At 71.1% G+C, this 24,471-nt stretch carries 30 protein-coding genes and 1 tRNA gene; 15 read left to right on the forward strand and 16 right to left on the reverse strand.

Annotation, left to right across the window (positions count from 1 at the left end; all coding sequences use genetic code 11):
- Positions 1 to 96: 96 nt before the first annotated feature.
- From ACIBTU_RS34580 to ACIBTU_RS34645, 14 genes are all read left to right on the forward strand, one after another.
- Positions 97 to 480, forward strand: coding sequence for an NADH-quinone oxidoreductase subunit A (locus ACIBTU_RS34580; protein ID WP_399130651.1), 384 nt, complete (start codon positions 97 to 99; stop codon positions 478 to 480).
- On the forward strand, positions 471 to 1,082 hold the full coding sequence (locus tag ACIBTU_RS34585) for an NADH-quinone oxidoreductase subunit B (protein WP_188337425.1): 612 nt from the start codon (positions 471 to 473) through the stop codon (positions 1,080 to 1,082). The genes ACIBTU_RS34580 and ACIBTU_RS34585 overlap by 10 nt, the downstream gene beginning before the upstream one ends.
- On the forward strand, positions 1,079 to 2,329 hold the full coding sequence (locus ACIBTU_RS34590) for an NADH-quinone oxidoreductase subunit C (protein WP_399130652.1): 1,251 nt from the start codon (positions 1,079 to 1,081) through the stop codon (positions 2,327 to 2,329). Before ACIBTU_RS34585 ends, ACIBTU_RS34590 begins: the two co-directional genes overlap by 4 nt.
- Positions 2,326 to 3,294, forward strand: a complete 969-nt coding sequence (locus tag ACIBTU_RS34595; protein WP_399130653.1) for an NADH-quinone oxidoreductase subunit H — start codon at positions 2,326 to 2,328, stop codon at positions 3,292 to 3,294. The genes ACIBTU_RS34590 and ACIBTU_RS34595 overlap by 4 nt, the downstream gene beginning before the upstream one ends.
- A complete protein-coding gene (locus tag ACIBTU_RS34600; RefSeq protein WP_399130654.1) occupies positions 3,294 to 3,893 on the forward strand; it encodes a NuoI/complex I 23 kDa subunit family protein in 600 nt (199 codons plus the stop codon). Before ACIBTU_RS34595 ends, ACIBTU_RS34600 begins: the two co-directional genes overlap by 1 nt.
- The gene (locus tag ACIBTU_RS34605; RefSeq protein ID WP_399130655.1) at positions 3,890 to 4,492 is read left to right on the forward strand and encodes an NADH-quinone oxidoreductase subunit J; all 603 of its coding nucleotides are present in this window, start codon (positions 3,890 to 3,892) and stop codon (positions 4,490 to 4,492) included. The genes ACIBTU_RS34600 and ACIBTU_RS34605 overlap by 4 nt, the downstream gene beginning before the upstream one ends.
- Positions 4,492 to 4,893, forward strand: a complete 402-nt coding sequence (gene nuoK, locus ACIBTU_RS34610) for an NADH-quinone oxidoreductase subunit NuoK (RefSeq protein WP_399130656.1) — start codon at positions 4,492 to 4,494, stop codon at positions 4,891 to 4,893. Before ACIBTU_RS34605 ends, nuoK begins: the two co-directional genes overlap by 1 nt.
- Positions 4,890 to 6,905: an NADH-quinone oxidoreductase subunit L gene (locus tag ACIBTU_RS34615; RefSeq protein ID WP_399130657.1), complete on the forward strand. Its 2,016-nt coding sequence runs from the start codon at positions 4,890 to 4,892 to the stop codon at positions 6,903 to 6,905. Before nuoK ends, ACIBTU_RS34615 begins: the two co-directional genes overlap by 4 nt.
- A 6-nt stretch (positions 6,906 to 6,911) precedes the next feature.
- Positions 6,912 to 8,486, forward strand: a complete 1,575-nt coding sequence (locus ACIBTU_RS34620) for a NuoM family protein (RefSeq protein ID WP_399130658.1) — start codon at positions 6,912 to 6,914, stop codon at positions 8,484 to 8,486.
- Positions 8,483 to 10,021: an NADH-quinone oxidoreductase subunit N gene (locus ACIBTU_RS34625; RefSeq protein ID WP_399130659.1), complete on the forward strand. Its 1,539-nt coding sequence runs from the start codon at positions 8,483 to 8,485 to the stop codon at positions 10,019 to 10,021. The genes ACIBTU_RS34620 and ACIBTU_RS34625 overlap by 4 nt, the downstream gene beginning before the upstream one ends.
- A gap of 66 nt (positions 10,022 to 10,087) precedes the next feature.
- Positions 10,088 to 10,546, forward strand: a complete 459-nt coding sequence (locus ACIBTU_RS34630; protein ID WP_399130660.1) for an MscL family protein — start codon at positions 10,088 to 10,090, stop codon at positions 10,544 to 10,546.
- Positions 10,547 to 10,735: 189 nt separating this feature from the next.
- Positions 10,736 to 11,599, forward strand: a complete 864-nt coding sequence (gene htpX, locus ACIBTU_RS34635) for a zinc metalloprotease HtpX (protein WP_399130661.1) — start codon at positions 10,736 to 10,738, stop codon at positions 11,597 to 11,599.
- Positions 11,596 to 11,988, forward strand: a complete 393-nt coding sequence (locus tag ACIBTU_RS34640) for a YccF domain-containing protein (RefSeq protein WP_399130662.1) — start codon at positions 11,596 to 11,598, stop codon at positions 11,986 to 11,988. Before htpX ends, ACIBTU_RS34640 begins: the two co-directional genes overlap by 4 nt.
- Before the next feature lie 88 nt (positions 11,989 to 12,076).
- The gene (locus tag ACIBTU_RS34645; RefSeq protein WP_399130663.1) at positions 12,077 to 12,349 is read left to right on the forward strand and encodes a GlsB/YeaQ/YmgE family stress response membrane protein; all 273 of its coding nucleotides are present in this window, start codon (positions 12,077 to 12,079) and stop codon (positions 12,347 to 12,349) included.
- A gap of 70 nt (positions 12,350 to 12,419) precedes the next feature.
- Here the strand turns inward: ACIBTU_RS34645 and ACIBTU_RS34650 are convergent, their stop codons facing one another.
- Positions 12,420 to 12,908, reverse strand: coding sequence for a YajQ family cyclic di-GMP-binding protein (locus ACIBTU_RS34650; protein ID WP_399130664.1), 489 nt, complete (start codon positions 12,906 to 12,908; stop codon positions 12,420 to 12,422).
- Between the two features lie 235 nt (positions 12,909 to 13,143).
- Between ACIBTU_RS34650 and ACIBTU_RS34655 the strand changes: the two genes are divergently transcribed.
- A tRNA-Tyr gene (locus ACIBTU_RS34655) sits at positions 13,144 to 13,225 on the forward strand.
- Positions 13,226 to 13,359: 134 nt separating this feature from the next.
- Here ACIBTU_RS34655 and ACIBTU_RS34660 read toward each other — a convergent pair.
- The 15 genes from ACIBTU_RS34660 to ACIBTU_RS34730 form a co-directional block, all read right to left on the reverse strand.
- Positions 13,360 to 14,772 (reverse strand): tyrosine-type recombinase/integrase, encoded by a 1,413-nt coding sequence (locus ACIBTU_RS34660; RefSeq protein ID WP_399130665.1) that lies wholly within the window; start codon positions 14,770 to 14,772, stop codon positions 13,360 to 13,362.
- Between the two features lie 58 nt (positions 14,773 to 14,830).
- Positions 14,831 to 15,019, reverse strand: coding sequence for a helix-turn-helix transcriptional regulator (locus ACIBTU_RS34665; protein WP_399130666.1), 189 nt, complete (start codon positions 15,017 to 15,019; stop codon positions 14,831 to 14,833).
- Positions 15,020 to 15,492: 473 nt separating this feature from the next.
- Positions 15,493 to 16,968 carry an ATP-binding protein gene (locus ACIBTU_RS34670; RefSeq protein WP_399130668.1) on the reverse strand — a complete coding sequence of 492 codons (1,476 nt, stop codon included), beginning with the start codon at positions 16,966 to 16,968 and terminating at the stop codon, positions 15,493 to 15,495.
- 2 nt (positions 16,969 to 16,970) lie between these two features.
- A complete protein-coding gene (locus tag ACIBTU_RS34675) occupies positions 16,971 to 17,807 on the reverse strand; it encodes a bifunctional DNA primase/polymerase (protein ID WP_399130669.1) in 837 nt (278 codons plus the stop codon).
- Entirely contained in the window at positions 17,804 to 18,529 is a 726-nt protein-coding gene (locus ACIBTU_RS34680) for a DNA methylase (RefSeq protein WP_399130670.1), read from the reverse strand. The genes ACIBTU_RS34675 and ACIBTU_RS34680 overlap by 4 nt, the downstream gene beginning before the upstream one ends.
- An 86-nt stretch (positions 18,530 to 18,615) precedes the next feature.
- A complete protein-coding gene (locus tag ACIBTU_RS34685; protein ID WP_399130672.1) occupies positions 18,616 to 18,873 on the reverse strand; it encodes a hypothetical protein in 258 nt (85 codons plus the stop codon).
- 11 nt (positions 18,874 to 18,884) lie between these two features.
- Complete coding sequence (locus ACIBTU_RS34690; RefSeq protein WP_399130673.1) at positions 18,885 to 19,346, reverse strand: hypothetical protein; 462 nt, start codon at positions 19,344 to 19,346, stop codon at positions 18,885 to 18,887.
- Between the two features lie 10 nt (positions 19,347 to 19,356).
- On the reverse strand, positions 19,357 to 19,542 hold the full coding sequence (locus tag ACIBTU_RS34695; RefSeq protein WP_399130674.1) for a hypothetical protein: 186 nt from the start codon (positions 19,540 to 19,542) through the stop codon (positions 19,357 to 19,359).
- On the reverse strand, positions 19,533 to 19,667 hold the full coding sequence (locus ACIBTU_RS34700; protein WP_399130675.1) for a hypothetical protein: 135 nt from the start codon (positions 19,665 to 19,667) through the stop codon (positions 19,533 to 19,535). Before ACIBTU_RS34700 ends, ACIBTU_RS34695 begins: the two co-directional genes overlap by 10 nt.
- Positions 19,667 to 19,918, reverse strand: a complete 252-nt coding sequence (locus ACIBTU_RS34705) for a hypothetical protein (RefSeq protein ID WP_399130676.1) — start codon at positions 19,916 to 19,918, stop codon at positions 19,667 to 19,669. Before ACIBTU_RS34705 ends, ACIBTU_RS34700 begins: the two co-directional genes overlap by 1 nt.
- A 141-nt stretch (positions 19,919 to 20,059) precedes the next feature.
- On the reverse strand, positions 20,060 to 22,252 hold the full coding sequence (locus ACIBTU_RS34710) for a cell division protein FtsK (RefSeq protein ID WP_399130677.1): 2,193 nt from the start codon (positions 22,250 to 22,252) through the stop codon (positions 20,060 to 20,062).
- Positions 22,253 to 22,385: 133 nt separating this feature from the next.
- Positions 22,386 to 22,772 carry an RRQRL motif-containing zinc-binding protein gene (locus tag ACIBTU_RS34715; RefSeq protein WP_399130678.1) on the reverse strand — a complete coding sequence of 129 codons (387 nt, stop codon included), beginning with the start codon at positions 22,770 to 22,772 and terminating at the stop codon, positions 22,386 to 22,388.
- Entirely contained in the window at positions 22,772 to 23,914 is a 1,143-nt protein-coding gene (locus tag ACIBTU_RS34720) for a DNA-directed RNA polymerase I subunit RPA34 (protein WP_399130679.1), read from the reverse strand. The genes ACIBTU_RS34715 and ACIBTU_RS34720 overlap by 1 nt, the downstream gene beginning before the upstream one ends.
- Positions 23,911 to 24,189: a hypothetical protein gene (locus ACIBTU_RS34725; RefSeq protein ID WP_399130680.1), complete on the reverse strand. Its 279-nt coding sequence runs from the start codon at positions 24,187 to 24,189 to the stop codon at positions 23,911 to 23,913. The genes ACIBTU_RS34720 and ACIBTU_RS34725 overlap by 4 nt, the downstream gene beginning before the upstream one ends.
- Positions 24,186 to 24,449 carry a DUF6284 family protein gene (locus ACIBTU_RS34730; protein WP_399130681.1) on the reverse strand — a complete coding sequence of 88 codons (264 nt, stop codon included), beginning with the start codon at positions 24,447 to 24,449 and terminating at the stop codon, positions 24,186 to 24,188. Before ACIBTU_RS34730 ends, ACIBTU_RS34725 begins: the two co-directional genes overlap by 4 nt.
- Positions 24,450 to 24,471 lie beyond the last annotated feature (22 nt).

Below are 24,471 nucleotides of genomic sequence, written 5' to 3' on the forward strand. Positions count from 1 at the left end.
CCCTAGACTCCCGTGCGTACAGATCGTTCGTATAGATCGTCGAACGCGACGAGCACGACGAAACCAACACAACGAACACGCGAGGGGCGCTGAGACGTGACCGTCATCGCGGCGGACTACTTCCGCTCGTACTCGGTGGTCGGACTGCTCGCCGTCATCGGCGTGCTGTTCGTCGCCGTCGCCTTCGGCGCGGGCCGCCTGCTGCGGCCGGTGGCACCGACCCCGGAGAAACTCCTCACCTACGAGTGCGGCGTCGACCCCGTGGGCGACGGCTGGGCCCACACCCAGGTCCGCTATTACGTGTACGCGTTCCTGTACGTGATCTTCGCGGTCGACTCGATCTTCCTGTTCCCCTGGGCGACCGTCTTCGCCGCACCGGGATACGGCGCGGCGACCCTCGTCGAGATGTTCATCTTCCTCGGCTTCCTGGCCGTGGGCCTGCTGTACGCATACAAGAAGGGCGTCCTGACGTGGACGTGACCCCCGCATCCGAACCCGTGGACCTTCCGGAGCCGAAGCGTCTCGGCGTGCTGTCGCGGCTCGCCCCCGAACCGATGAAGGTGGTCCTCAACTGGGGCCGCCGCTACTCGCTCTGGGTCTTCAACTTCGGACTCGCCTGCTGCGCGATCGAGTTCATCGCCGCGTCCATGGCCCGGCACGACTTCATCCGCCTCGGCGTCATCCCGTTCGCCCCGGGCCCGCGCCAGGCCGACCTGATGGTCGTCTCCGGGACCGTGACCGACAAGATGGCCCCGGCCGTGAAGCGCCTGTACGAGCAGATGCCCGAGCCGAAGTACGTCATCTCGTTCGGCGCCTGCTCCAACTGCGGCGGCCCGTACTGGGACTCGTACTCGGTGACCAAGGGCGTCGACCAGATCATCCCCGTCGACGTGTACGTGCCCGGGTGCCCGCCCCGGCCCGAGGCGCTGCTCCAGGGCATCCTCAAGCTCCAGGAGAAGATCGCCCGCGAGTCGCTGGGCGAGCGCTACGCCTCCGCCGACGCCGCGGCCGGGCGGCCCTCCGCCGCCGCGCTGAGCAGCGGCCTCGTCCAGCCGCCCGCGCCGTCCGGGGGTGACCGATGAGCTGGCTGCCGAGCCCCGTCGAGGAGCTCTTCGGCGCCGACGCCACGGTCGAGGAGGCGTACGACCTGCTCACGGTCGACGTCCCCGCCGACACCTGGCTCACCGCCCTGGAGACGGCCCGTACGACCCTGGGCTGCACCTACTTCGACTGGCTGAGCGCGGTCGACGAACCGGAGTCCGGCTTCCGCGTCTGCGCCCACGTCGCCGCCGTCGCCCCCGGTTCCGTACGGCGACTGCTGCTGCGCACGACCGTGCCGCACGCGGCGCCGGTCCTGCCGTCCGCCGTCGGCGTGTACGCCGGGGCCGCCTGGCACGAGCGCGAGACGCACGAGATGTTCGGCGTCGACTTCACGGACCACCGGCACCTCGTCCCGCTGCTGCTCCCCGAAGGCTTCGAGGGGCATCCGCTGCGCAAGGACTTCGTGCTCGCGGCGCGCGTCGCGAAGGCGTGGCCGGGTGCGAAGGAGCCGGGGGAGTCCGAGCACGGCGGCCCCAAGCGCCGCCAGATGCTCCCGCCCGGCGTCCCCGACCCCAACGACTGGGGCCCGATGAAGGGCCAGCTCCCGCCCGCCCCGGCCCGCCCGGCCCGGGGCGCGGGACGCGCCGCCGGCGCGGGTGCCGGTGCGCGTGTGGGAGCTGGTGCGGGTGCCGGTGCCGCCGAGCGCCCGGCCCGCCGTGCCCGCTCGGCGAGCGAGGGCTCGGCCAGCCAGACGGCGGCTCCGGGTGCGGATGAGGCTGCCGCGGGTGCCGAGGCTCCGCCGCGTCCCGCTCGCCGTACTCGTTCGGCGAGCGAGGGCTCCGCGAGCCAGACGGCGGCTGCGGCTGCCGCGGGTGCCGGTGCGGAGGGTGGCGAGGCGACGGAACGCCCCGCCCGCCCTGCCCGCCGCGCCCGCAGCGTCTCCGAGGGCTCGGCCTCCCAGCGCCCCGAGGCGCCCGCCCCGGCGCCGGAGGCCCCTGCGTCCGACGGCACGCCCGACGCCGCCGGCCCGGCCAAGTCCCGCCCGAGCGATGCCCCCTGGCACCACGCCCGCCCGGCCTTCGACGAACCGGAGGCCCCGGCGCCCCCGGCCGCGCCGGAAACGCCCGGCGAGCCCGAGCCCGAGCCCGGTCAGCCCGAGCCCGGTCAGCCCGAGTCCGGTCAGCCCGAGCCCGATCAGCCCCAGGCCGACAGCCCCGACGGCACGGAAAGCCCCGGCACCCCAGACAACCCCGAGAGCCCCGAGAGTCCCGAAGGAGGTACACGGTGAACGACACGCTCGACGTAGCCCTGCGGCTCGTCGTCGTCTTCGTGGCCTTCCTCGTGCTCCCCCTGGTCGTGGGCCAGACCGAGCACAAGGTCATGGCCCACATGCAGGGCCGCCTGGGCCCGATGTACGCGGGCGGCTTCCACGGCTGGGCCCAACTGGTCGCCGACGGCGTCAAGTTCGCGCAGAAGGAGGACGTGGTCCCGGCCGCGGCCGACCGCCGCGTCTTCCAGCTCGCCCCCGCCGTCGCCCTGCTCCCGTACCTCCTCGTGCTGCTCGCCATCCCCGTCGGCCCGGCCGACGGCGCGGTCGGCCAGGTCGTCGACGCCGGCATCTTCTTCGTGCTCGCCGTGATGGGCGTAGGCGTGCTCGGCTCGCTCATGGCGGGCTGGGCCAGCGCCAACAAGTTCTCCCTCCTCGGCGGCCTGCGCACCGCCGCCCAGCTCCTCGCGTACGAACTCCCGATGCTGCTCGCCGCCGCCTCGGTCGCGATGGCGGCGGGCACGGTGTCGCTGCCCGGCATCCTCGACGCGTTCGAGTGGTGGTGGCTGCCCTGGCAGATCGTCGGCGCGCTCGTCTTCTTCGTCGCGGGCCTCGCCGAACTGCAGCGCCCGCCCTTCGACATGCCGGTCGCCGACTCCGAGATCATCTTCGGCGCGTACACCGAGTACACGGGCCTGCGCTTCGCCCTGTTCCTGCTCGCCGAGTACGCGGGCATCGTCGTCCTGTGCGGACTGACCACCGTCCTGTTCCTGGGCGGCTGGCACGGCCCCTGGGGCGCGGACGGGCTCGGCTGGGTCTGGACCCTGCTCAAGACCGCGATCCTGGCCTTCGTCGTGATCTGGCTGCGCGTCACCTACCCCCGCCTGCGTGAGGACCAGCTCCAGAAGCTGTCCTGGACGCTCCTCGTCCCGCTCGCCCTGGCGCAGATCGCGCTCACCGGAATCGTGAAGGTGGCGATCAGCTGATGTCCGCGAAGTTCCCGGGAGCCGGCCTGGCCAAGGGCCTCGCCGTCACCCTGCGCACGATGACGCGCAAGACCGTCACCGAGCAGTACCCGGACGTCCAGCCCGAACTCCCGCCCCGCACGCGTGGCGTGATCGGCCTGTTCGAGGAGAACTGCACGGTCTGCATGCTCTGCGCCCGTGAGTGCCCCGACTGGTGCATCTACATCGACTCCCACAAGGAGACGGTGCCGCCGGCCGCCCCGGGCGGCCGCGAGCGCAGCCGCAACGTCCTCGACCGGTTCGCCATCGACTTCTCCCTCTGCATGTACTGCGGCATCTGCATCGAGGTGTGCCCCTTCGACGCGCTGTTCTGGTCGCCGGAGTTCGAGTACGCCGAGACGGACATCCGCGAGCTCACCCACGAGCGGGACAAGCTCCGCGAGTGGATGTGGACGGTGCCGGCCCCGCCCGCGCTGGACCCGGCCGCCGAGGAGCCCAAGGAGCTCGCGGCGGCCCGCAAGACGGCCGACAAACTCGCCGCGGCCCAGGCCGCCGAACAGGCCGCCCCCGATCAGCCCACCGACGGACCCGCCGACGGACCCGGAAAGGAGCCCGCATGATCACCGCAGCCGCGCACTCCGCCGCCGCGACCGGCACCCCGCACGGGTTCCTCTCCCCGACCGGCGTCGAGATCGCGTTCCTGCTCGTCGGTCTGGTCACCTTCGGCGCCGCGATCGTCACCGTCACCACCAAGCAGCTCGTGCACGCGGCCCTGTGGCTGATCGTGACCCTGGGCGGGCTCGCCGTCGAGTACCTCCTGCTCACCGCCGAGTTCATCGCGTGGGTGCAGGTCCTCATCTACGTAGGTTCCGTCGTCGTCCTCCTCCTGTTCGGACTGATGCTGACGCGGGCGCCCATCGGCCGCTCGCCGGACGCCGACGGCCCGAACCGTCCCGTAGCCCTCGGCGTCGCGCTCGTCTCCGCCGCCGCCCTCGTCTGGGTCGTCGTCGACGCCTTCCGCGCGACGTGGATCGACCTCGACACGGTGCAGGGCGACACGGCCGTGACCGGCTCGATCCTGTTCCGGCACTGGGTGCTGCCCTTCGAGGCGCTCTCCGTCCTGCTCCTCGCCGCCCTCGTCGGCGCGATCGTCCTGTCCCGCAGGAGGAACGCCGCCGAGCGGGCCACCACCCCCGCCGCACGGGAGGGCAACCGCTGATGCACCTCGCCTATCCCGCCGTCCTGGCGTCCCTCCTCTTCTGCACGGGCCTGTACGGCGTACTGGCCCGGCGCAACGCGATCCTGGTCCTGATGTCCGTCGAGCTGATGCTCAACGCGGTCAACCTCAACCTCGTCGCCTTCGACGTCTGGCTCCGCGACACCCTGCACGCCGGCCAGGCGCTCACCCTGTTCACCATCGCCGTGTCCGCCGCCGAGATCGGCATCGGCCTCGCGATCGTCCTGGCCGTGTACCGGGCCCGCGGCACCTCGGACATCGACCGGCTCCGCGACTCCGCCGAGCCGCGCGACCCGGACGACGAACCCGACGCCCCCGCCGCACCCGCGGCCGCCGCGGACGCGCCGGGCGCCGCCGACGAGAAGGCCGAGGCCACCGCGTGACCACCACGACCCTCGCCGTCCTCGTCCCCCTCCTGCCGTTCCTCGGCGCCGCCGCCGGCCTGCTCCTGGGTCGCACGGCCCCCGGCTTCGTCCGCCCCCTGGCCGTGCTGCCGACCGTGGCCGCCCTGGCCCTGGCCGTGCTCGTCGCCGTCCGGCAGGGCGGCGGCACCGGCAACCACACCGCGGCCCTCGACGCGCACACCGAGCTCACCCCGACCGGCTCCGTGCCGATCGAACTCGCCCTGCACATCGACGGCTTCGCCGCCCTCGTCGCCGTCCTGGTCACGCTCGTCGCGACCTGCGTCCAGCTGTACTCGACGGGCTACCTGCGCGACGACCCGCGCTACCCCTCGTACGCCGCGCTCGTCTCCCTCTTCACCTCCGCGATGCTCCTGGTCGTCTACACCGGCGACCTGATGCTGCTGCTCGTCGGCTGGGAAGTCATGGGCATCTGCTCGTACTTCCTCGTCGGCCACTACTGGGAGACCCCCGAGGCGCGCGCCGCCTCCCTGAAGGCCTTCCTGGTCACGAAGCTCGGTGACGTCCCCTTCCTGATCGGCCTGTTCGCGCTCGCCGCGGACGCCGGCTCGTTCCGCATCACGACGGTCCTGGGCGCGGTCACGAGCGACGGCGGCCTCGACCACCCGACCCTGATCGCCCTGCTGCTCCTCGCCGGTGTGGCGGGCAAGTCCGCGCAGTTCCCGCTGCACACCTGGCTGCCCGACGCGATGGCGGGCCCCACGCCCGTCTCCGCGCTCATCCACGCCGCGACGATGGTCGCCGCCGGTGTCTACTTCGTCGCCCGTCTCCTCCCGGTCTTCGCCGCCTCACAGGCCGCGCTGATCGTGCTGGCCGTCATGGCCGCCGTGACCATGGCCGGCTCGGCCCTCGCCGCGCTCGCCCAGGACGACATCAAGCGCGTCCTCGCGTACTCGACGATCGGCCAGCTCGGCTACATGACCGGCGCCCTCGCCGTCGGCGACCGCGGCGCCGCCGTCTTCCACCTCCTGTCCCACGGCGCCTTCAAGGCGCTCCTGTTCCTCGCGGCGGGCGTGATCATCCACGCCGCCGGCACCAACTCCCTGGCCGCCATGTCCCGCATGGGCGGCCTGCGCGACCGCGTGCCCGACGCGTTCTGGACGATGACCGTGGCGCTGCTCGCGCTCGCCGCGATCCCGCCCTTCAGCGGCTTCTTCTCCAAGGAGGCCGTCCTCGGCGCCGCCGAACACACCGCCACCGGGCACGAGAACGGCATCCCGGCCGCCGCCGGCTGGATCGTCCTGGTCGCCGGCCTGGTCACCGCCCTGCTGACCGCCGCCTACGCGACCCGCCTGTGGCTGCTCGCCTTCAACGGGCGCGGCGCCCCGGCCCCCGACCACGGCCGTCAGCCGGTCGTCATGAACCTCGTGCTGTGGGTCCTCGCGATCCCCTCCCTCGCGTTCGGCCTGGTCACCGGTGTGCTGCCCGACTGGTTCGACGGCCGCTCGCTCGCCCCGACCCTGACGACCTCGGTGCTCGGCACCGGCGTCGCCCTCGTCGGCGGCCTCGTCACCTACGCGGCCTGGCGGCACACCACCGCCCTGGCCGCCCGCCCGCCCCTCGGTGCCGTCGCGATCGACACCGAGACCGGCGACGGCGGCCTGGTCGAGGCGGAGGCCATCGCGAGCCACACCCCGGCCTACGGCGACATCGCCGCGGCCCCCGACCCGGCCGACCCCGGCCGGCTCCTGCTGGGCCCGCTGCACCGCCACGCGGCCACCGGCTTCCACCTCGACGCCGTGTACGCCGCCCTCTTCGTCCGTCCCGTCCGGGCCGCCGCCTCCCTGGTCGCGTTCCTCGACCGGGCCGTCGTCGAGACGTACGTACGCGGAGCGGCCGAGACCCCCAAGGCACTCGGCTGGGCCGTGCGCCGCGCCCAGACCGGCAACGTGCAGACCTACCTCAGCGCCCTGCTCGCAGGCACCGTCGTCCTGGTGGTCGCCGTCGTCCTCGTCGCCACCGCCGGAGCGTGAGCAGCCGTGATCGATATCAGCGAATCCGTGATGCAGCTTCTTCTCGCACTGATCGTCGTCGGCCCGCTCCTCGGCGCGGTCGCCGCTCTTCTCCCGGCCCCGCCCGGGCTGAAGGGGAAGTCCCCCGACCAGGCCGTGCTCCGCCACGGCGTGACCGTGACCGGCGTGATCCTCGTCGCCGCGATCGTCCTCGCGCTCGGCTTCGACCACGACCACCCGTCGAAGATGCAGGCCACGACGGACATCAGCTGGATCCCGGCGCTCGACATCCGGATCCACCTCGGTGTCGACGGCATCTCCCTCCCCCTTCTGGTGCTCACGGCGCTGCTCACCTTCCTGTGCGCGCTGTACTCCTACTTCAAGATGCCTGCCGGGCCCTCCCCGAAGGCGTTCGTCGCGCTCGTCCTCGTTCTGGAAGCGGGCACGCTGGCGACCTTCGCCGTGCTCGACCTCATCCTGTTCTTCCTCGCGTTCGAGATGGTCCTCATCCCGATGTACTTCCTCATCGCGCGCTGGGGCGGTGCCGGACGGCAGGCGGCCGCCTGGAAGTTCATCCTCTTCACCCTGCTCGGCTCGGTCGTGATGCTTCTCGGGCTCCTCCTCATCGGTGTGACGGCGGGCACATTCGACATGGTGGCACTCGCCACTGACAACGGCCGGGGCCTGAGCACGTCCGTGCAGGTCATCGCCGTTCTGGCGATCGGGATCGGGCTCGCCGTGAAGACCCCGATGTGGCCGCTGCACAGTTGGCTCCCGGACGCCCACACCGCCGCCCCGACCGTCGGCTCGGTCCTCCTCGCCGGCGTCCTGCTGAAGATGGGCACGTACGGGTTCGTCCGGATCCTGCTGCCCGTCGCGCCCGACGGGATGCGGACCTTCGCGCCGTACCTCGCCGCGCTCGCCGTCATCGGCATCGTCTACGGATCCCTGGCTTGCCTGAACCTGGCCAAGCAGGGCGTGCGGGGCGACCTCAAGCGCCTCATCGCGTACTCCTCCGTCGGCCACATGGGCTTCGTCCTGCTCGGCATCGCGACGATGAGCCCGACCGGGGTGAACGGCGCCCTGTTCGCCAACATCGCCCACGGCCTCATCACCGGCCTCCTGTTCTTCCTCGTCGGCGCGCTCAAGGACCGGGCCGGCACCAGCGACCTCGACACCCTCGCCGAGCAGGGCGGCATGGCCCTCTACGGCCGGGCCCCGCGCCTCGGCGGCCTCCTCGCGTTCGCCGCCGTCGCCTCGCTCGGACTGCCCGGACTCGCCGGATTCTGGGGCGAGATGCTCGCCCTGTTCGGCGCGTTCCGGCCGGCCGACGGGCTCAGCCGCCCGGCGTTCCTCGTGTTCATGTCGATCGCCGCGTTCGGCACCCTGCTCACCGCCGCGTACATGCTGATCGTGGTCCGCCGCGTCTGCATGGGCCCGCGCGACCACGAGACCCCGGCCCTCGCCGACGTGCACGGCTACGAGTTCGCCGCCTGGACCCCGCTCGCCGCCCTCACCGTCCTCGCGGGCCTGTGGCCCGCCGCGCTGCTCGGCCTCACCGACCCGGCCGTGCAGAAGCTCCTCGCTGGAGGCCTCAAGTGACCGCCGTCGCCGCGCCCTCCGTGGCCTCTTTCGTCCAGTCCGTCGACTGGCTCGCGATCGCGCCGCCCACCCTCACGGCGATCGTCGGCCTGATCGTGCTGGTCGCCGACCTGTTCGTCGCCGAACGCCACAAGCGGGTCCTGGGCTGGATCTCCGTAGCCGGGCTCGCCGCCGCCGCGCTCACGCTCCTGCCGATCCTCGGGGACGACCGCTCCACGTTCTGCCTCAAGGGCGCGGGCTACGAGGCCTGTAGTTACACGGCCGACCGGTTCACCCTGGTCGTCCAGTTCCTCGTCCTCGCGGGCGCCCTGGTCACGGCCCTGCTGTCGATCAACACCCTGAAGGACGCGCGCAGGACCGGCGAACCGCTGCCCGACGGCGAGTTCTGGTTCCTGCTGCTGTCCTCCGCCGCCGGCGCCGCCCTCCTGCCCGCCTCCCGCGACCTCGCCACCCTCGTCGTCGCCCTCGAAGTGGCCTCGCTGCCCGCCTTCGCCCTCGTCGGCCTCAAGCACGGCGAGCGGCGCTCCGCGGACGCCGCCCTGAAGTTCTTCCTCTCCTCCGTCACGGCGACCGCCGTCACCCTGCTCGGCGTCAGCTTCGTCTACGCGAGCACCGGCAGCCTGCACCTCACACGGATCGCCACCCAACTCACCCACGTGGACGGGCAGCTCGACACGCTCGCCCAGGCGGGCGTCGCCCTCACCCTCGTGGGGTTCGCCTTCAAGACCGCCGCCGTACCGTTCCACTTCTGGGTGCCCGACACCTACGTAGGCGCACCGCTGCCGGTCGCCGCCTACCTGTCCGTCATCGGCAAGGCCGTCGGCTTCACCGGCCTCATCCTCGTCACCGTCGTCGCGTTCCCCTCGTACGCCGACGTGTGGGGCCCGGCCCTCGCCGCGCTCGCCGCCCTCACCATGACGGTCGGCAACGTCGCCGCGCTGCGCCAGCAGGCCACGCGCGCGTACAGCGCCGTCCGCCTGCTCGCCTGGTCGTCCGTCGGCCAGGCCGGCTACCTCCTGGTGCCGATCGCCGCGGCCGCCTACTCCGACGACCCCCAGAAGTCGATCGGCTCCACGCTCGCCTACGCCCTCATGTACGCGGCCGTGAACCTCGGCGCCTTCGCCGTGGCCGCCCTCGTGGCCCGCACCCGGCCCCTGAACCGCCTCTCGGACTACCGCGGCCTGTACGCCTCGCGCCCGCTCGCCGCGCTCGTCCTGGGCTTCTTCCTGCTGTGCCTGGCCGGACTGCCGCCGGGCGTCATCGGCCTCTTCGCGAAGGTCACCGTCTTCTCGGCGGCCGTCGACGCCGGCCTCGGCTGGCTCGCCGTCGTCATGGCCGTGAACGTCGTCGTGGCGCTCTACTACTACCTTCAGTGGACCGCGGCCCTGTTCCGCGCCCCTGAGGGCGAGACGGCGCCGCAGCACCGGGGCTCGGCCCCGCTCACCGTCGCGATCGCCGTCACCGCCGTCATCGGCGTCGCCCTCTCCGGAGCGCCCCAGCTGGTCCTGCGTTTTGCTTCGACGGGCCTGTTCTAGGCACCCTCGTAGCGGCACGCCTTCAGTGCCGCACATCCCCGGAACGCCACACCAAGGAGAGACGCCGTGCTGACCGGCTTCAAGGACTTCATCCTGCGCGGGAACATCGTGTCGATGGCCATCGGCCTCGCCGTCGGTTCCGCCTTCACCGCGGTCGTCACCGGCTTCAGCACGGCGTTCATCGCGCCCCTCATCGGCCTCGCCACCCGCTCCACCGGCGACTTCGACAAGGCGCACTTCGTCGTCGACGGCACGAACTTCCCGTACGGCAAGTTCGTGAGCGCCGCCATCGCCTTCTTCATCACGGCGGCCGTGCTCTACTTCCTGGTCGTCGTCCCGATGATGAAGCTCCAGGCCCGCATGGACCGCGGCAAGCCGGTCGACATCAAGGCCGCCCTGCGCGACTGCCCGCGCTGCTTCAGCCAGATCCCCGGCGTCGCCACCCGCTGCGCGCACTGCACCAGCGAGATCAAGGCCGACCCCCAGGCGCTCGAGCTCGCCGGCCTGGTCCCCGGGCAGCGCTGACCCGTACGGCCCACACGCGTCCCCGGCGCGCACAAGGGAACTCACCCCTCTCGTCTGGCGTTGACCGGTACGGGAGGGTCCACTGGACCGTGACAGGCACGACAGGGCCGCACCGGCCCGCGGGCCCAGTGGAAGCAGCAGACAAGCAAGCAGTGGGTTCCCCTGCCGCACCATTCAGGAGGACGTACCGTGCACCGCCGGCACAACGGGCTGAGGACCGCCGTACTCCTCGGGGGGCTCTCCGCCCTCATCCTCGTCATCGGCAGCTTCTTCGGCCGGACGGGACTCATCGTCGGACTCGTCGTGGCGATCGGGACGAACGCGTACGCGTACTGGAACAGCGACAAGCTGGCCCTGCGCGCGATGCGGGCGCGCCCCGTCAGCGAGTTCGAGGCCCCCGGGCTCTACCGGATGGTCCGCGAGCTCTCCACCCAGGCCCGCCAGCCCATGCCGCGCCTGTACATCTCCCCGACCGAGGCGCCGAACGCGTTCGCGACCGGCCGCAATCCGAGGAACGCGGCGGTGTGCTGCACGGAGGGGATCCTGCGCATCCTGGACGAGCGGGAGCTGCGCGGCGTCATCGGCCACGAGCTCAGCCATGTCTACAACCGGGACATCCTGATCTCGTCGGTGGCCGGCGCCCTCGCCTCCGTGATCATGTTCCTGGTGAACTTCGCGTGGCTGATCCCCGTGGGCCGTTCGAACGACGACGAGGGCCCCGGTCTCTTCGGGATGCTCCTGATCATGATCCTGGGCCCGATCGCCGCGTCCCTCATCCAGCTCGCCATCAGCCGCTCGCGCGAGTACGAGGCCGACGCCTCGGGCGCCCAGCTGACGGGCGACCCGCTGGCCCTGGCCAGTGCGCTGCGCAAGCTCGACGCCGGCACCAAGCAGCTGCCGCTGCCGCCCGAGCCGCGCATCGAGACGGCGAGCCACATGATGATCGCGAATCCCTTCCGTCCCGGGCAGGGAATGTCGAAGATGTTCTCCACGCACCCGCCGATGGCGGAGCGCATCGCCCGACTCGAGCAGATGGCAGGTCCACAGCGGTGAAGACGATCCTGAACGTGATCTGGCTGGTCCTGAGCGGCTTCTGGCTGTTCCTCGGCTACCTGGGCGCCGGACTCCTCCTGTGCATCACGATCATCGGCATCCCCTTCGGCCTGGCCGCCTTCAGAATCGGCGTCTACGCCCTGTGGCCCTTCGGGTACACGACGGTGGAGCGGCGCGACGCCGGCGCCCCCTCGTGCGTCGGGAACGTGCTGTGGCTGGTCCTCGCGGGCTGGTGGCTGGCGCTCGCGCACATCTTCACCGGCCTGGCCCTGTGCCTCACGATCATCGGCATCCCGTTCGGCATCGCCAACTTCAAGATGATCCCGGTGTCGTTGATGCCTCTGGGCCGCGAGATCGTGCGCACGGACATGCCCTTCGCCTCCCGCTGATCCGCAACCGCGGAGGGAGTTTTCCACGTCCTTCGGGGCAGGGGTGAACAGGCAGTTCACACCGCACTCCAGAGGGGCGTCACACGGCATGGGCATCATCGGTTGGATCGTTCTGGGTCTGCTCGCGGGTCTCGCGGCCAAGATCCTGCTCCCCGGCCGCGACCCGGGCGGCCTCGTCGGCACGACGCTGATCGGCGTCGCGGGATCCTTCATCGGCGGCTGGATATCGGCCCGGTGGCTCGACCGGCCGATCTCCACCCAGTTCTTCGACACCGCGACCTGGGTCTCCGCGATCGGCGGCGCCCTGGTCCTGCTGATCGCCTACCGCATCTTCTTCGGCGACTCCCGCGCCCGCCGCTGAGCGACACGAGCAGGGGCGGTACACCTCACCCGAGGTGTACCGCCCCTGCTCGTGCTCATGGACCCGGTGCCTACCGGTAGTTCACGAACTGAATGGCGAAGTCGAAGTCCTGGCCCTTGAGCAGCGCCTGCACGGCCTGCAGGTCGTCGCGGCTCTTGGAGCTGACCCGCAGCTCCTCGCCCTGCACCTGAGCCTTGACGCCCTTGGGGCCCTCGTCGCGGATGATCTTGGCGACCTTCTTGGCGTTCTCCTGGGAGATGCCCTCCTCGACGGAGGCGAAGATCTTGTACTCCTTGCCGGACAGCTGCGGCTCACCGGCGTCGAGCGACTTCAGCGAGATGCCGCGCTTGATCAGCTTGGACTGGAAGACGTCGAGGATGGCCTTGACCCGCTCCTCGGAGTTGGCCTCCATCAGGATCTTCTCGCCGGACCAGGAGATGGACGCGCCCACGTTCTTGAAGTCGTAGCGCTGCGAGATTTCCTTGCCGGCCTGGTTGAGGGCGTTGTCGACCTCCTGCCGCTCGACCTTCGAGACGATGTCGAAACTGGAGTCGGCCATGTCCTGTGGCTCCTTGTATCGGGGTATCGGGGAACTGATCGGCGGCGGGACCGGGGAACCGGCCGCGCTCCGGTCGGGGCGCGCACCGGGGCTCCGCGCCGGTACAAAGCCTAGCCACCGCCCCGGGTACGACCGACGATCAATCGGGTGGCGAAGCACCCCCGTACATCAGGTATTGTTTACGTCGTTGCCAGGGAGCACCGCCGAAAAGCGGGGTCCACGGCAGTGAACCCAAGGCGGTGTGCCCGAGCGGCCAAAGGGAGCAGACTGTAAATCTGCCGGCTCAGCCTTCCCAGGTTCGAATCCTGGCGCCGCCACACTTGGGGGAACCCCCTCTGAACTGCTGAAACGCAGTCCAGAGGGGGTTTCTTTTTGCCCGAACACGCTCGTTCGGGTGATGGTCGAAACGCGGAGTTTGTCTCACCTGGTCTCGGGTGTCACCCAAGCCTGATCAGCGCGTGTCCCCCAGGCGTCCCCCGGGGGATGGGCCATCGCCGTCCCATTCCCGCAGGCCAGCCTCGATCTGGCGGTTCGCGCGCTCCTGCGCCTGGGCCAGAACCTTGGCGTAGACCCGGAGCAGCACGGCCACGGAGTGGCCAGCTCGGCGCGAGACCTCCATCGGGTCAACGCCGGAGAAGAGCCAGAAGGACACCCCCGCGCATCGAAGGTCATACGGGCGCCGGGCGAGCGGGGACAGGGCCTCCTCTGGCGTCAGGGCGGCCTCTCGGGCTCGCTCCCAGACCTCCCCGTATCCCGTGTCCTGGATCACACCGCCGCGACTTGTGCGGAAGAGGCGGCCGTCCGGGGCTGTGCCGTGCCGGGCGACGTGCGCGCGCAGCATCGCGACGAAGTGCGGCGGGATGGGCACCACGCGCGAGTCCCGCTCGGCACGGGCCTTCAGGTGACGCTCCTGGTGGGCCCGCCCGTCATCCGTCCAGTCCCGGCCGGCGTGGACGATCCCGCCGCGCAGCGTGAGCCTGCCCCAGCCGTTCGCGGGCAGGTGGCACTGCGAGGAAGTGAGCCCGACGGCCTCTGCGGGGCGCATGGCCGCGTAGTACAGGCAGCCGAAGAAGGCTTCGAGGTGGGTTCCGCGGTCGCCCTGCGCGCGTACCCCTTCGAGCAACGCACGCACCTGCCGAGGGTTGGCCACGCTCGCCGGGTCCACCTCTTCCACGGACTTCGGGGCCGACCACTTCACCGTGGACAGCGGGTTGACCGGCACGCTGAAGTACCGCCGCTCGACAGCGAGCCCGAGAACGTCGCTTAGGCACGCCCGCTTTCGGCGGGCCGTGCGGCCGGCGGCGGGCTTGCCGTTCAGGAGCGTCGAGAGGGCATCGAGAGCCTTGCGGAGGGTGGCCGGATCCTCCAATGCGGAGACCGGGAGGGAGTTCTTCTCCAGCCAGCGCAGGGCGTTCGCGATGTCGTCCGGGTGCTCCGCCTCCCAGCGGCTCTTGTTGTACGCCCAGCCATACAGAGCGGTGCGGAGCAACTTGGGGGAGGGTTGGCCGACGGTGGTCTTCACGAGGGCTGGCGTGATGGTCGCGAGTGCGTCGGCGTCGTTGCGGCGCGATTTCGCGGGGAGGGTCTCCCATCGGCGCTCCACGTAGGCCCGTGTGTGCTCGTACCAGGTCACGGACCCCTGCTGGGCGCGGAGTTCAGAGTTGGGGAGCCCGGTCTCAACGTCGAACTGTTCCCCTTTGCGGAGCGCGGTCATCAGCTCTGAACGGCGCCCATCTGCCTGAGCTTTGACGGTGTAGCTCTTGGAGTGCTTCTGCGTGCCGACCAGCCAGCGGACGCGGTAGGGCTTGGGGCGATCGCGGCGGGTCTCGATGCTGTAGATGCGGACGTCGTAGGTGAGGGGCATTGCTCTCCAGAAAGGGAAGGGCCCGCCCCGTCCGGGGCGGGCCCAGTTGTCAGCGCGGTCAGGCGGCCTGCTCTGTGCAGCTCTCCCACCACGCGTCGAGGTCGGCGCGGCTGACGCGGACCTGGCCGTTGGGGAGCTTGCGGAGGCGGGGGGCTTGGCCACGGGCGCGCATGCGGTAGAAGGCGGCGCGGCTCATGCCGATTTCGTCGAGGACTTCGGGGAGCTTGAGCATTTGCGGGCGGACCACGGTCTAGCTCCTTCGGGGCGCGAGTTTCCTAAGCGGGGATTTCTGCGTCATCGCGTCATCTGCGTTCGCGACCGGGTGTGACCTGCGGTTTTGAGTGACGGCAGGTTCCGCGGACCGTCACCGGGTGTGTCACCTGAGAGTGGTCCTGGGGGTGACGCTGGTGACGCGTGATGACCCAGGTTTCCGGGGTTGCGTCACCCCTGTTCTGGCAGGTGGCGACGGGTTTCCGGCCTCTGGTGTCGCTGGTGACGCACTTTCTCTCTACTTAGGACAAGAGAGAGGTGAAGTGATCTTTTGTCTGTCGGTCAGGGAGTGAAGAAGGGGCCGCTTCGCGGCGCGACTTGAGCAGGGCGGCGATGCCGCCGAAACAGCAAGAAGAGCACCCCGGGCGGTCGTCCTGGCGTCCGTGAGCGGCCGTCCAGCGAGCGGCGCGGGGTGCTCTTCTTGCTTGTACCGACTGAGGGCCGGCCGGGTCAGAAGAGCGGGGTGCGCGGGGCTTCCTCGGCCGGCTTGGCGCGGGTGATCTCGATGTAGCGGGCGGTCTTGGTGCGGCCCCAGTCGATGAGGACGCCTCGGGCGGCGAGGGTGGGCTGGAGGCGCTTGAGGCGGTCGGAGAGGACCTTGCCGGTGGTGGGCCACCCCTTGGGCAGGGGACGGCAGTCCTCGCCGCTGTAGAGGTGCGTGAGGCAGTCCCGCCACTCCGTCGACGTCATCCGCTGATCGGTCCCCGGCTCCATGCCGGTGGCGTGCTGCAGGACGGTCTGGGCGAGGAGGTCGCCCTCGATGACGTCGTCGTTGAGTTCGTCCAGGCTCGCCCGGTACGCGCTGAGGGATCCGAGGCCGGTCGCGGTGTCGAGCTGTGCGCACAGGTGCGCGAAGTCCGCCATCCGCAGATCGGTGGGAATCTCGGCCTGAGCGGCGCGCACCTTGACGGTGAGGTCGAGCAGGGAGCCGAGCACGACGGGCAGGGCCTCGGCGTACTCCGTCCACAGCTCCGTCTCGGTGCGCCGCACCCGGGGCCGCTCCAGGCGGAGAGGGAGGAGGCGTTCGGCGAGGTCGGGGCGGATGACGCCGACGTCGATGCCGGTCATGAGCAGGGGGCGGCGGTAGCGGGCGATGGAGACGTCGCCGTCGGTGTAGAGGGCGCGCTTGACGGTCTCGGCCCCGGTGACGATGCAGCACATGGCGTCCGACATGTCGGGGGTCAGGTAGGAGAGGTTGTCGAGCGCGGTGACCCATCCTGCGGCGACGGCCGCGATCAGGTTCTCCTCGTCCTTCGGCGCCCTGCGCAGGTCGCCGGCCATGCCCTCGATGATGCGGGTGAGCATGCGGCCGGCCGTGGACTTGCCCGCGCCCTGGGGGCCGGTGAGGAACGGCGCAGGTACCGGGGCCCAGGGGCTGAGGCAGCCGATCAGCCACGCGACCACGAGGGACTCGGTCGCGGCGTCGGCGAAGTTGCACAGGCTCAGCAGCTTGTCGATGCCCTTGCCCTGGGTGTCCTTGGCCGGCAGGGGCAGTTCGCCGGTGAGCTGGGTGCGGCGCCAGCGCACCTCGTGCGGGTCGGGGACGGTGACGTCCCAGCCGCCCGGGTGGATGCGGACGGACTGGCCGTCGTTGCGGCCCAGGTCCAGCCAGGTGGCGCCGTCGAAGCCGGGGGCGACGCGGATGTGTACGCGCTCGACCGGCTCGCGCATGGCCAGTGCTTCGATCATGTCGAGTGCCTCCTTGAGGGCGGTGCCGCTGAATGCGCCGTGGCCTGCGTCGAACAGGCCGACCATGAGTTCCTGGCGGTGGCTGCCCGTCGTGCCCTGAGAGCGGATCGGACGCGCGATGGGAGCGCCGTTCTGCTGGGCGTAGACGGTGCCGTCGGCGGTGCGGAAGTAGCGGAAGTGGGCTTGCGCGTACTCGGTGATGACCTGCCGCGCGGGTGTCTTGTCGTCCTCGGACATGCTCAGATCCCCAGCCTGTTGCGGGCGTTGGTCCACGCGTCCGTGCAGTGCCGCGGCGATTCACCCTTGGCCTGGGCGGCCGTGAACAGCCGGGCGACGTGCGCGCCGGTGAGGCAGCCGCACCGGCCGTGCGCGGAGAGCACGGCCAGGAACGTGCTGTAGACGGCCGCGTGGATGCCGCTGGACGCCTCGGTGATGCGCTGCTCCGCCATCGCGATGCCACGGTCGAGGAATGCGGGCGTGCGGTGACGGCAGACGCCCGCCCCGCCCGGCACGGACGCGGCGACGACGTGCGCTGGGCGAACCGGCGCGGGCGCCCGCGGGGGCAGGTCTCGCACAGCGTGGGGCAGTGGCGTCAGGGTGCCGGTGCCGTGCCCGAGCCAGCGCGCGTAGGACATCGACGACTTGATGTCGACGCCTTCGCGCACGCCGTTCACGGAGCGCATGGCGCCCTGGTAGATCCAGTGCTCGCCGCGCGTGCTGGGCACGGTCCGGGTGGGCGGCAGGTTGGTACGGGCCCAGGTGACTGCGGACTCGGTGTCGAGGTCGACGACGGTGAGCCCGGCGCCGCCGGGGTGGTAGGCCACGGCCGCCGCATCCCGCCACTCCCGGGCCCAGGCCGGGGAGGCGATGACGTCCGGGTCGGTGGTGGCGGCGGCCCAGCCGTGGCAGGGCTGCGGGCAGGTGCAGGGGCCGGGGGTCTTCATGTTCGGCCGGCCGCCGCACCGGTTTCGCGTGCACGCCGGGCAGTTCCCGAACGGCACCTTCCCCCGGCGCAGCGGCAGCACGGGCAGACCGTCGGCGGCGACGGCGAGCGCAGTACTCAGGAGGTCGTTCATGCCGCCACCCCCAGCGCGCGGGAGGCGAGGAAGGCATGGCCGATGTACTCGCTGTACGCGGGTGGGATGGCCTCGGTCAGTTCCTCGCGCACGCTGGTCCAGTCGATGCCGAGGGCGGCCTGAAGCTCGGAGACAGAGGGCTTGCCGCCGCCGTTGCCGTACGCGGCGACGTAAGGGCCCTCGTAGAACTTGCCGTGCCGGTAGCCGCGTACGCGGCCCCGGTGCGGCACGTGGGCCGGTTGCGGGGCGGTCCAGCCGCCCAGTTCGAAGTTGCGGTGGCGGATGACTCCGAGTCCGAACATCTCGCCGCACAGGGTCAGATCCTTGCGGATCTCGGCCTGTCCGTTGGGCTGTTCGATGACGTACGGCAGGCCGGTCCGGTCGAGCAGGGCGCGGGTGGGCGCCACGAGGTCGACGTGCTGGCCGCCCCACCCGCGAGAGCGGTTCGTACCCACGGTCAACGTGTTCTTGGCCTGGCAGGGCGGGGACGCGTGCACGGCCGCGTACCGCTCGATCTCGCCCGTGTCGATGAGGTGGGCGAGGTACTCCAGGGCGTCACCCCGGTGCCAGGCGAAGGGGTAGTTGGGCCGGTCGGCCTTGTCGCAGCCGTGGACGCAGAACCCGGCGCGGGCGTAGCCCATGCCGGCGCCGCCGGAGCACGAGTAGAGGTCGAGCAAGAGCGGTTGGTCGCCGTCTCGCCGAATGTCGGTGGGTTGCGTCATGCTGGGAGACCTCCACAGGTCAGTTGGTGGCTGGTGGACAAGGGCGGCCCCGGACTTTGGCGAGACGGGGGCCGCCCTTGGCGTAGCTAGGTGCGGGTGCAGGCCGGGTAGTTCTCGTTGACGTCGCAGCGCCTGTAGTTCTTCACGTGGACCTGGAACGACTTCTGTTCGCCGTCGGGGGTGCGGACGGTCAGGAAGTAGGGGCGGGCCTTGGAGGCCGGGAACGTGCGGTAGGGCTTGGCGACGACGACGCCGGCGGGGCCCTCGGGCAGGCTGCAGCCGGTCAGCAGTCCGAGCGCGAGGGCGGCCGTGCTCAGGCCGACGGTGATGCGGCGGGCGTTCATGCGGCTCCTCATCAGCGGTGGATGCGGTTGCGCTTGACGACGGTCTTGCGGGTGTTGACCGTGGTGGCGCGCTGGTCGACGTGGCCGGTGTAGTGCTGGTGGATCTCGGGCGCGGGCTTGGCCTTTTTGGCGAGGCGGGCGACCGCGAGCACGAGGGCGATCGGGGCGCCGAAGACGATGGCGCAGACGACCGGGTCGGCGTACTGCGACGCGTACATGAGCACGGCAGTGGTCAGGCCGACCATGGACGTGGCGCCGCCGCCGGCGAGCATGAGCACGCTCGCGTCGGTGGCGCCCTGACTCATGGGCGGCCGGCCGGGCTGAGCGACGGGCGGTGTGGTGCCGAAGTGCGGCACAGGGGTGTCGTCGCGGTACGCGGTGGGGGCGGGGCGGTAGGCGTCGTCGATGATGCGGCGGGCCTCGTCAGCGGCCGCGGTCTCGCTCATCGCGCCGAGCGTCGGGTGCTGGGGCATGGGGTGCTCCTCACATGGCCTGGATGGCGTCGATGACGGCGGTGGTGAGTTGGGAGATGGGGCCGGCGGCGCCGGAGTCGGCGAGGTAGAAGCCGAACAGGGCGGCCACGGCGGCGGTGCCGTAGCCCTTGTTGGCGCGCAGGAGCAGGGCGAGGATCAGCCCGAAGAGCAGGACGAGCGAGATGCTCACGGCCATGTCGAGGCTCCCTTCGGGGAGTTGGGCGCGGGCGCCAGCTCGGGGATGGCGCCCGCGCGGGGGCAGGAGGTCAGTAGCAGGGCGAGCGCGATCCCGGCGAGCGCGGCGCGGAACAAAGCGCGCATCAGCGGGTGCCGTCGCGGTGGATGCCGGACCAGACGTTGTAGAGGTGGCGGCCGGTGCGTATCCGCTTGCCGGTGGCCTTGCAGCGGCGGCAGTCCTTGCCGCGCTTGACCTGTCCTCGGCGGTTGACCTTGGTGGCGTAGCCCATGCCGCCGCAGCGCCGGCAGTCACGGAACGGGACCGTCGCGCACAAGCCGACGTAGCAGAGCGTGACAGTGAGCGCGAAGGTGATAGCGAGCAGGGTGGGGGTCATGACGGGCCCTCCCAGGCGGTTTCCAGGGGTTTTCGCAGGTGGGCCGCTATCCACTAGCGGCCTGATCAGATGGGGTTCGGGCCGCTACAGGAGCCGCTAACGCTAGCGGGGTGCGGTGCTAGCGCTAGCGGCTCCCAGCGGTCAGGAAGCGTCCCGCTTTCCGTCACGCTCCGCGATCGTGGAGGTGATGTGGGAACGGTCGATGCCGCGCCGGTTGACGACCTTGCCGTCGATGCGGCGGCCCACTTGGATGGTGGAGATGCCGCGCGGCTTGAGCGCGGCGGAGAACGTCTCCGGGGTCCAGCCGTCGTAGACGTCGGGGCGCAGCTCGGCGAGCCGGGCCACGACGGTCTCGGACCAGACCTTGGTCTCCTTGACGGGGACGACGGCGAGGACGTCGGCGAGCAGGTCGTACGCCGCCGCGGCCGTCTCGGGCTCCTCCCCGAGCGCGTAGCCGGACAGCAGGCCGGCCTTCTCGCGGGCGGCGCGGGCCCGGGCGGCGATCCGCTCGGCACTGGGGGCATCGACGAACACAGAGCCGACGATCCGGGCGTCGGAACCCTCGCCGATCAGGTAGTGAATGCCCTTGTCGCCCCAGGCGAACATCGTCGCGCGCACGCCGCGCTTGTACGAGGACGTGCCGAGCACCATGTCGTTCTCGGTCTGACCCATGACCTTCAGGCAGGCGCGCAGCGAGGCGTTCGCGCTGATGCCGGTCGGCAGCGACTTCGCGTCCGGGCGCTGGGTGGCGAGCAGCAGCACGATCCCGGTGGCCGGGCCGCGCTTGACCAGGTCGGTCGCGTGCTCCTCGAACTCCTTGCCGTGCTCAGGGTGCTCGAACAGCACCTGGCACTCGTCCACGCCGACGACGATCGGGTGCAGCCCGAGCGACTTCTTGGAGGAAAGTTCGCTGGTCACCTTGGACTCCGGGCAGATGTCGCGGGGCAGCGAGCGGATCGCCTTGGTGCGGCGGCGCAGCTCCTCGCGCAGGGCGCGGAAGTCGTTGAGCACGTAGAGAATCGACTCGTCGTCGTCCCCGGCGGCGTGGCGGTGGGAGACGGCGTTGCCGACGGGGTCGAGGTCGCCGGTGCCCTTCATGTCGTAGGTGTGCAGCTCGGCGCGCGGGTCGAGCGCGGCGATGAGCAGCCACAGCCGCAGGAGGAACGTCTTGCCCATGCGCGGGATGGCGCCGATGACGCCGGCGACGTACATCAGCGTGAGGTCGACCCAGCGTCCGCGCTGATCAGTGCCGTACGGAACCGGCTTGTACAGGTCGACCGTGCCGGACTTGGCCAGCGGCCACGCGGGCTTCTTCGCCTTGGACATGTCCTGGTCCCCGACCCAGAGCACGAGTCGGCCGGTGTGCTCGTCGACGACGGCCTCGGGCCACACGCAGCCGAGCGGCCGGCGCAGACCGGAGGCGAGCTTCTCGCGCCGCTCGATGACGTCGGTGACTGTGACGCCGTAGGGCAGGTTGCCCTCGGCACGCCAGCCGGGGCCGTCGCGGGTGATCGGGGCGGTGAACTCGAACCCGTCCCGCCCCTTGGCCTGCGCGGCATTGATGGCCGGGATGCCCAGCGCACCGAGCGCGCGGAGCACGATGTCGCTGGTCAGCTTGGTCGCCTTGGGCATCTCGACCGCGCGGGTGATGACCGGGTCATCCGCCTTGCGGCCGTTGAACCCGAGCGCCATGACCAACGCCGACACCGAAACAGCCTGAAGCCACAGAGGAGCCAGCACGTACATCGCCAGGGCGGTCATCAGGCCGACGAACATGGCGAGCACCGTGATCAGGGTGCGCATCTTCACGCGCCCGTCGCGCTGCCGGGACAGCTTCAGGTACTCGGCGGCGTCCTCACGGCGCACGGCGGCGAGCCGGACGGGCTCGCCCTCGCGGTCGGCGACCCACCGCATCGTCGAGCCGACGAACTTCGCGGCCCCGGCAGGGGCGTTCAGGGCCAGCCGCAGGGCGTAGACCGGGGAGCGCAGCGCGTGATACCCGGCCGCGTGCATGTAGTGCCTGGTCACCCAGCCGGTGGCGGTCTTCAGCTCGTCGAGCGAGCGCAGCCAGACGGGGACGACCTCACGGCGCTTGGCGCCCATCAGTCGGCCCAGGTAACCGGGGCCGGTGGCCTTGGCCGGGGCGTCGACCATCACGGTCGACTCGGGGTCGGCCGGCTCCTCGTCGGGGGCGGCCTTGCTCGCGGATTCGGCGCGGGCGGTGCGGGCCTTGTCGAGGTCGACGACCTTGCCATCCGACTCGGTGTCGGTGTCGGCGGTCATCTCGGCTTCGAGTCGGGCGAACAGCTCGGGGTCGTCGTCGGGGTGCTTCACTGGGGATTCCTCCGCTTCAGGGTGTGAGGGACGCGGGCCCGATCGGCTGCTGTGAGAGGTGAGCGATCGGGCCCGTGCCGAGAAGAGTGAGCCCGGATGCCGGGCGCGAGGGCACGCAGTGTGCGTGCCTTGTTCAGGCGGCGCGCTGTTCCTGGGAGTCGTTGCAGATCAGGCACATGCCGAGCGACGTCGGCAGGCAGTAGTCGTAGGTGACCGAGCAGACGGGGCAGGTGCGGCGGGCCAGCATCGCCAGCGCGAGCGCACCCCACTTGCGCGACGTCATCGGCCGCACCGGCTTGGCCAGGTCGAGCCGGTAGAGGTAGGCGACCATCGCCCCGGAGCGGCGGCCCCGGTGGCGGAGCATGAGCTGAGCGCAGACAGGCTGACCACCCGGCCGCAGACCGCGTTCGCGGAGCTGCCGGCGCGTGGCCAGCCCGTCGGGGGCGTAGCGCCACGGGTAGGTCGGTATCCCGTACCGGACGCCGGTCGGGTCGTAGCACTTGCTGTACGCGGTCCCCATCAGGCCACCGCCTCACCGGAGCCGGCGGCACGCTCGGCACGCAGCGTCTCGCGCAGCATCCGGGCGTTCGCGGGCGAGGTGTGCACCGCGCGCCGGATGCCCTCCGCCGTCAGCTTCTTGTCCGGCCATTCCTTGGTCGCCTTGCGGGCCTCTTTGAGCAGCTCCTTCGGCGTGCGCTTCGGCTTGGGCGACCGGGCGGCCTCCGGCACACGGCCCGTCGCGCGGCGCGGCCGACTCGACTCGGCAGGCACCGCACGGTCGACCTTCGCCGGGGCGGGGACCGACTCGATCGCCGGGAGCGGCTTGTCCGGCAGGGTCGACTTCAGGAAGCCGACCTGGACCGGTCGGGGCAGCTCGGGCCGGTTCGCAGTGATCGGCGACGGAGTCGATTCGGGCAGGTCAGAGGTAGACCGAATCCTCATGACCTGGACGGATTCATCCGCATTCGTTCCACCGGCAGGTCCGGCGTCCGGAGCGTCGGCGGAGTCGATACTGAACATCGACCCGAGAGCAGTGTCGGCCCCGATCGTGACGCGCTCGCGCTGCACATCGAGCAGCCTCGATCCGAGCGCAGCGTCGCCGGTTCCGACCTTGCGGGCCAGCCGCCACGATGTCCGATCCGACCGCTTGCGCGTCTTCTCGTCGGGGTGGTTGGCGGCGCGGGCCCGGTGGTAGGCGAGCCGCTGGACGACCTCGACCGCCCGCCGCTCACCTTCCGCGTCCCGGCCCTCGGTGTGGACCGCGATGCGGCGGGCGAGGAACGCCATGCCCTCGGCGGACACGCACATGCCCATCGGGGTGATGGCGTAGATGACGGTCGTGCCGGGGTCGGCGGCCGCCATCGCGGCCATCGCGGAAGCGGCGGCCGGCAGGGCCCACAGACCGAGCCGGATGATGCGGGGGGACGCCTGGCCCAGCATGGTCAGCCCAAGCAGCACGAGCGCGAGCACGGCGGTGGCGCCCTCGCCCGCGGCGACGGCCCCGAGCGCGGTCCCCTTGCCGTAGGCGCCGCTGATGTTGGAGTAGGTACCGACACCACCGAACACGCCGGTAGCCAGCATCGGCACGAACGCCGCACTCAGCACGACGAGCTGAGTCTTCGTCAACCGAGTGCGCTGCTCGACGGGGGCTTGGCTGGTCATCGCTCGCCCTCCCGCCGGTCGCGCAGGTCGCCGTGCTCCCACAGGAACGACTCGAACTCCTCGTCCTCGGTGTCGCCCTCGTCGTCCGCCTCGTCCTGTACCGGCTGCATTTCGAGGGCGGCGCCGGAGCAGGCGAACAGGCCGCTCGCGATGAGGGCCAGCCACCAGAGCGGGTCGTGCCGCAGGACCAGGGCCGCCGTCAGCGCCAGCGTCAGCCAGCTCATGACGTGCAGGCCGTTGGCGGTCCAGCGCTTCGAGGCAGAGACGGTGTTCATGCGGCACCGCCCGTCTGCACGGTGGTGCCGTTGAGCTGGTCGCGGTGGGCGGCGAGCACGCGCCGGCGGGCCCGGCGGATGCGGCGCTCGTCCAGCTCGTTCGCGGTGCGGTCGATGACGGCGACCTGCGCGTCGAGCAGCTCCAGCTCCGCACGGATGACGGGCAGCTCGCGCTCGATGGCGTCCAGCTCCGCGCCGGTGGGCTCCATGAAGTCGGCGAACGCGGTAACAGCGTCCTGAACAGTGACGATGTGGTTCATGGGTCGTGTTCTCCCTAGCAGG

Source organism: Streptomyces sp. NPDC050145, assembly GCF_044460245.1.
Classification (GTDB): Bacteria; Actinomycetota; Actinomycetes; order Streptomycetales; family Streptomycetaceae; genus Streptomyces.

Bases quoted from the DNA above. Each gene is read 5' to 3' on its own strand.
- ACIBTU_RS34670 (WP_399130668.1), bottom strand. From the start codon at position 16,968: ATGTCCGAGGACGACAAGACACCCGCGCGGCAGGTCATCACCGAGTAC.
- ACIBTU_RS34650 (WP_399130664.1), bottom strand. From the start codon at position 12,908: ATGGCCGACTCCAGTTTCGACATCGTCTCGAAGGTCGAGCGGCAGGAG.
- ACIBTU_RS34700 (WP_399130675.1), bottom strand. From the start codon at position 19,667: ATGCGCGCTTTGTTCCGCGCCGCGCTCGCCGGGATCGCGCTCGCCCTG.
- ACIBTU_RS34675 (WP_399130669.1), bottom strand. From the start codon at position 17,807: ATGAACGACCTCCTGAGTACTGCGCTCGCCGTCGCCGCCGACGGTCTG.
- ACIBTU_RS34685 (WP_399130672.1), bottom strand. From the start codon at position 18,873: ATGAACGCCCGCCGCATCACCGTCGGCCTGAGCACGGCCGCCCTCGCG.
- ACIBTU_RS34725 (WP_399130680.1), bottom strand. From the start codon at position 24,189: ATGAACACCGTCTCTGCCTCGAAGCGCTGGACCGCCAACGGCCTGCAC.
- ACIBTU_RS34695 (WP_399130674.1), bottom strand. From the start codon at position 19,542: ATGGCCGTGAGCATCTCGCTCGTCCTGCTCTTCGGGCTGATCCTCGCC.
- ACIBTU_RS34680 (WP_399130670.1), bottom strand. From the start codon at position 18,529: ATGACGCAACCCACCGACATTCGGCGAGACGGCGACCAACCGCTCTTG.
- ACIBTU_RS34690 (WP_399130673.1), bottom strand. From the start codon at position 19,346: ATGCCCCAGCACCCGACGCTCGGCGCGATGAGCGAGACCGCGGCCGCT.
- ACIBTU_RS34600 (WP_399130654.1), top strand. From the start codon at position 3,294: ATGTCCGCGAAGTTCCCGGGAGCCGGCCTGGCCAAGGGCCTCGCCGTC.
- ACIBTU_RS34705 (WP_399130676.1), bottom strand. From the start codon at position 19,918: ATGACCCCCACCCTGCTCGCTATCACCTTCGCGCTCACTGTCACGCTC.
- ACIBTU_RS34590 (WP_399130652.1), top strand. From the start codon at position 1,079: ATGAGCTGGCTGCCGAGCCCCGTCGAGGAGCTCTTCGGCGCCGACGCC.
- ACIBTU_RS34605 (WP_399130655.1), top strand. From the start codon at position 3,890: ATGATCACCGCAGCCGCGCACTCCGCCGCCGCGACCGGCACCCCGCAC.
- ACIBTU_RS34645 (WP_399130663.1), top strand. From the start codon at position 12,077: ATGGGCATCATCGGTTGGATCGTTCTGGGTCTGCTCGCGGGTCTCGCG.
- ACIBTU_RS34720 (WP_399130679.1), bottom strand. From the start codon at position 23,914: ATGACCAGCCAAGCCCCCGTCGAGCAGCGCACTCGGTTGACGAAGACT.
- ACIBTU_RS34730 (WP_399130681.1), bottom strand. From the start codon at position 24,449: ATGAACCACATCGTCACTGTTCAGGACGCTGTTACCGCGTTCGCCGAC.
- nuoK (WP_399130656.1), top strand. From the start codon at position 4,492: ATGCACCTCGCCTATCCCGCCGTCCTGGCGTCCCTCCTCTTCTGCACG.
- ACIBTU_RS34715 (WP_399130678.1), bottom strand. From the start codon at position 22,772: ATGGGGACCGCGTACAGCAAGTGCTACGACCCGACCGGCGTCCGGTAC.
- ACIBTU_RS34660 (WP_399130665.1), bottom strand. From the start codon at position 14,772: ATGCCCCTCACCTACGACGTCCGCATCTACAGCATCGAGACCCGCCGC.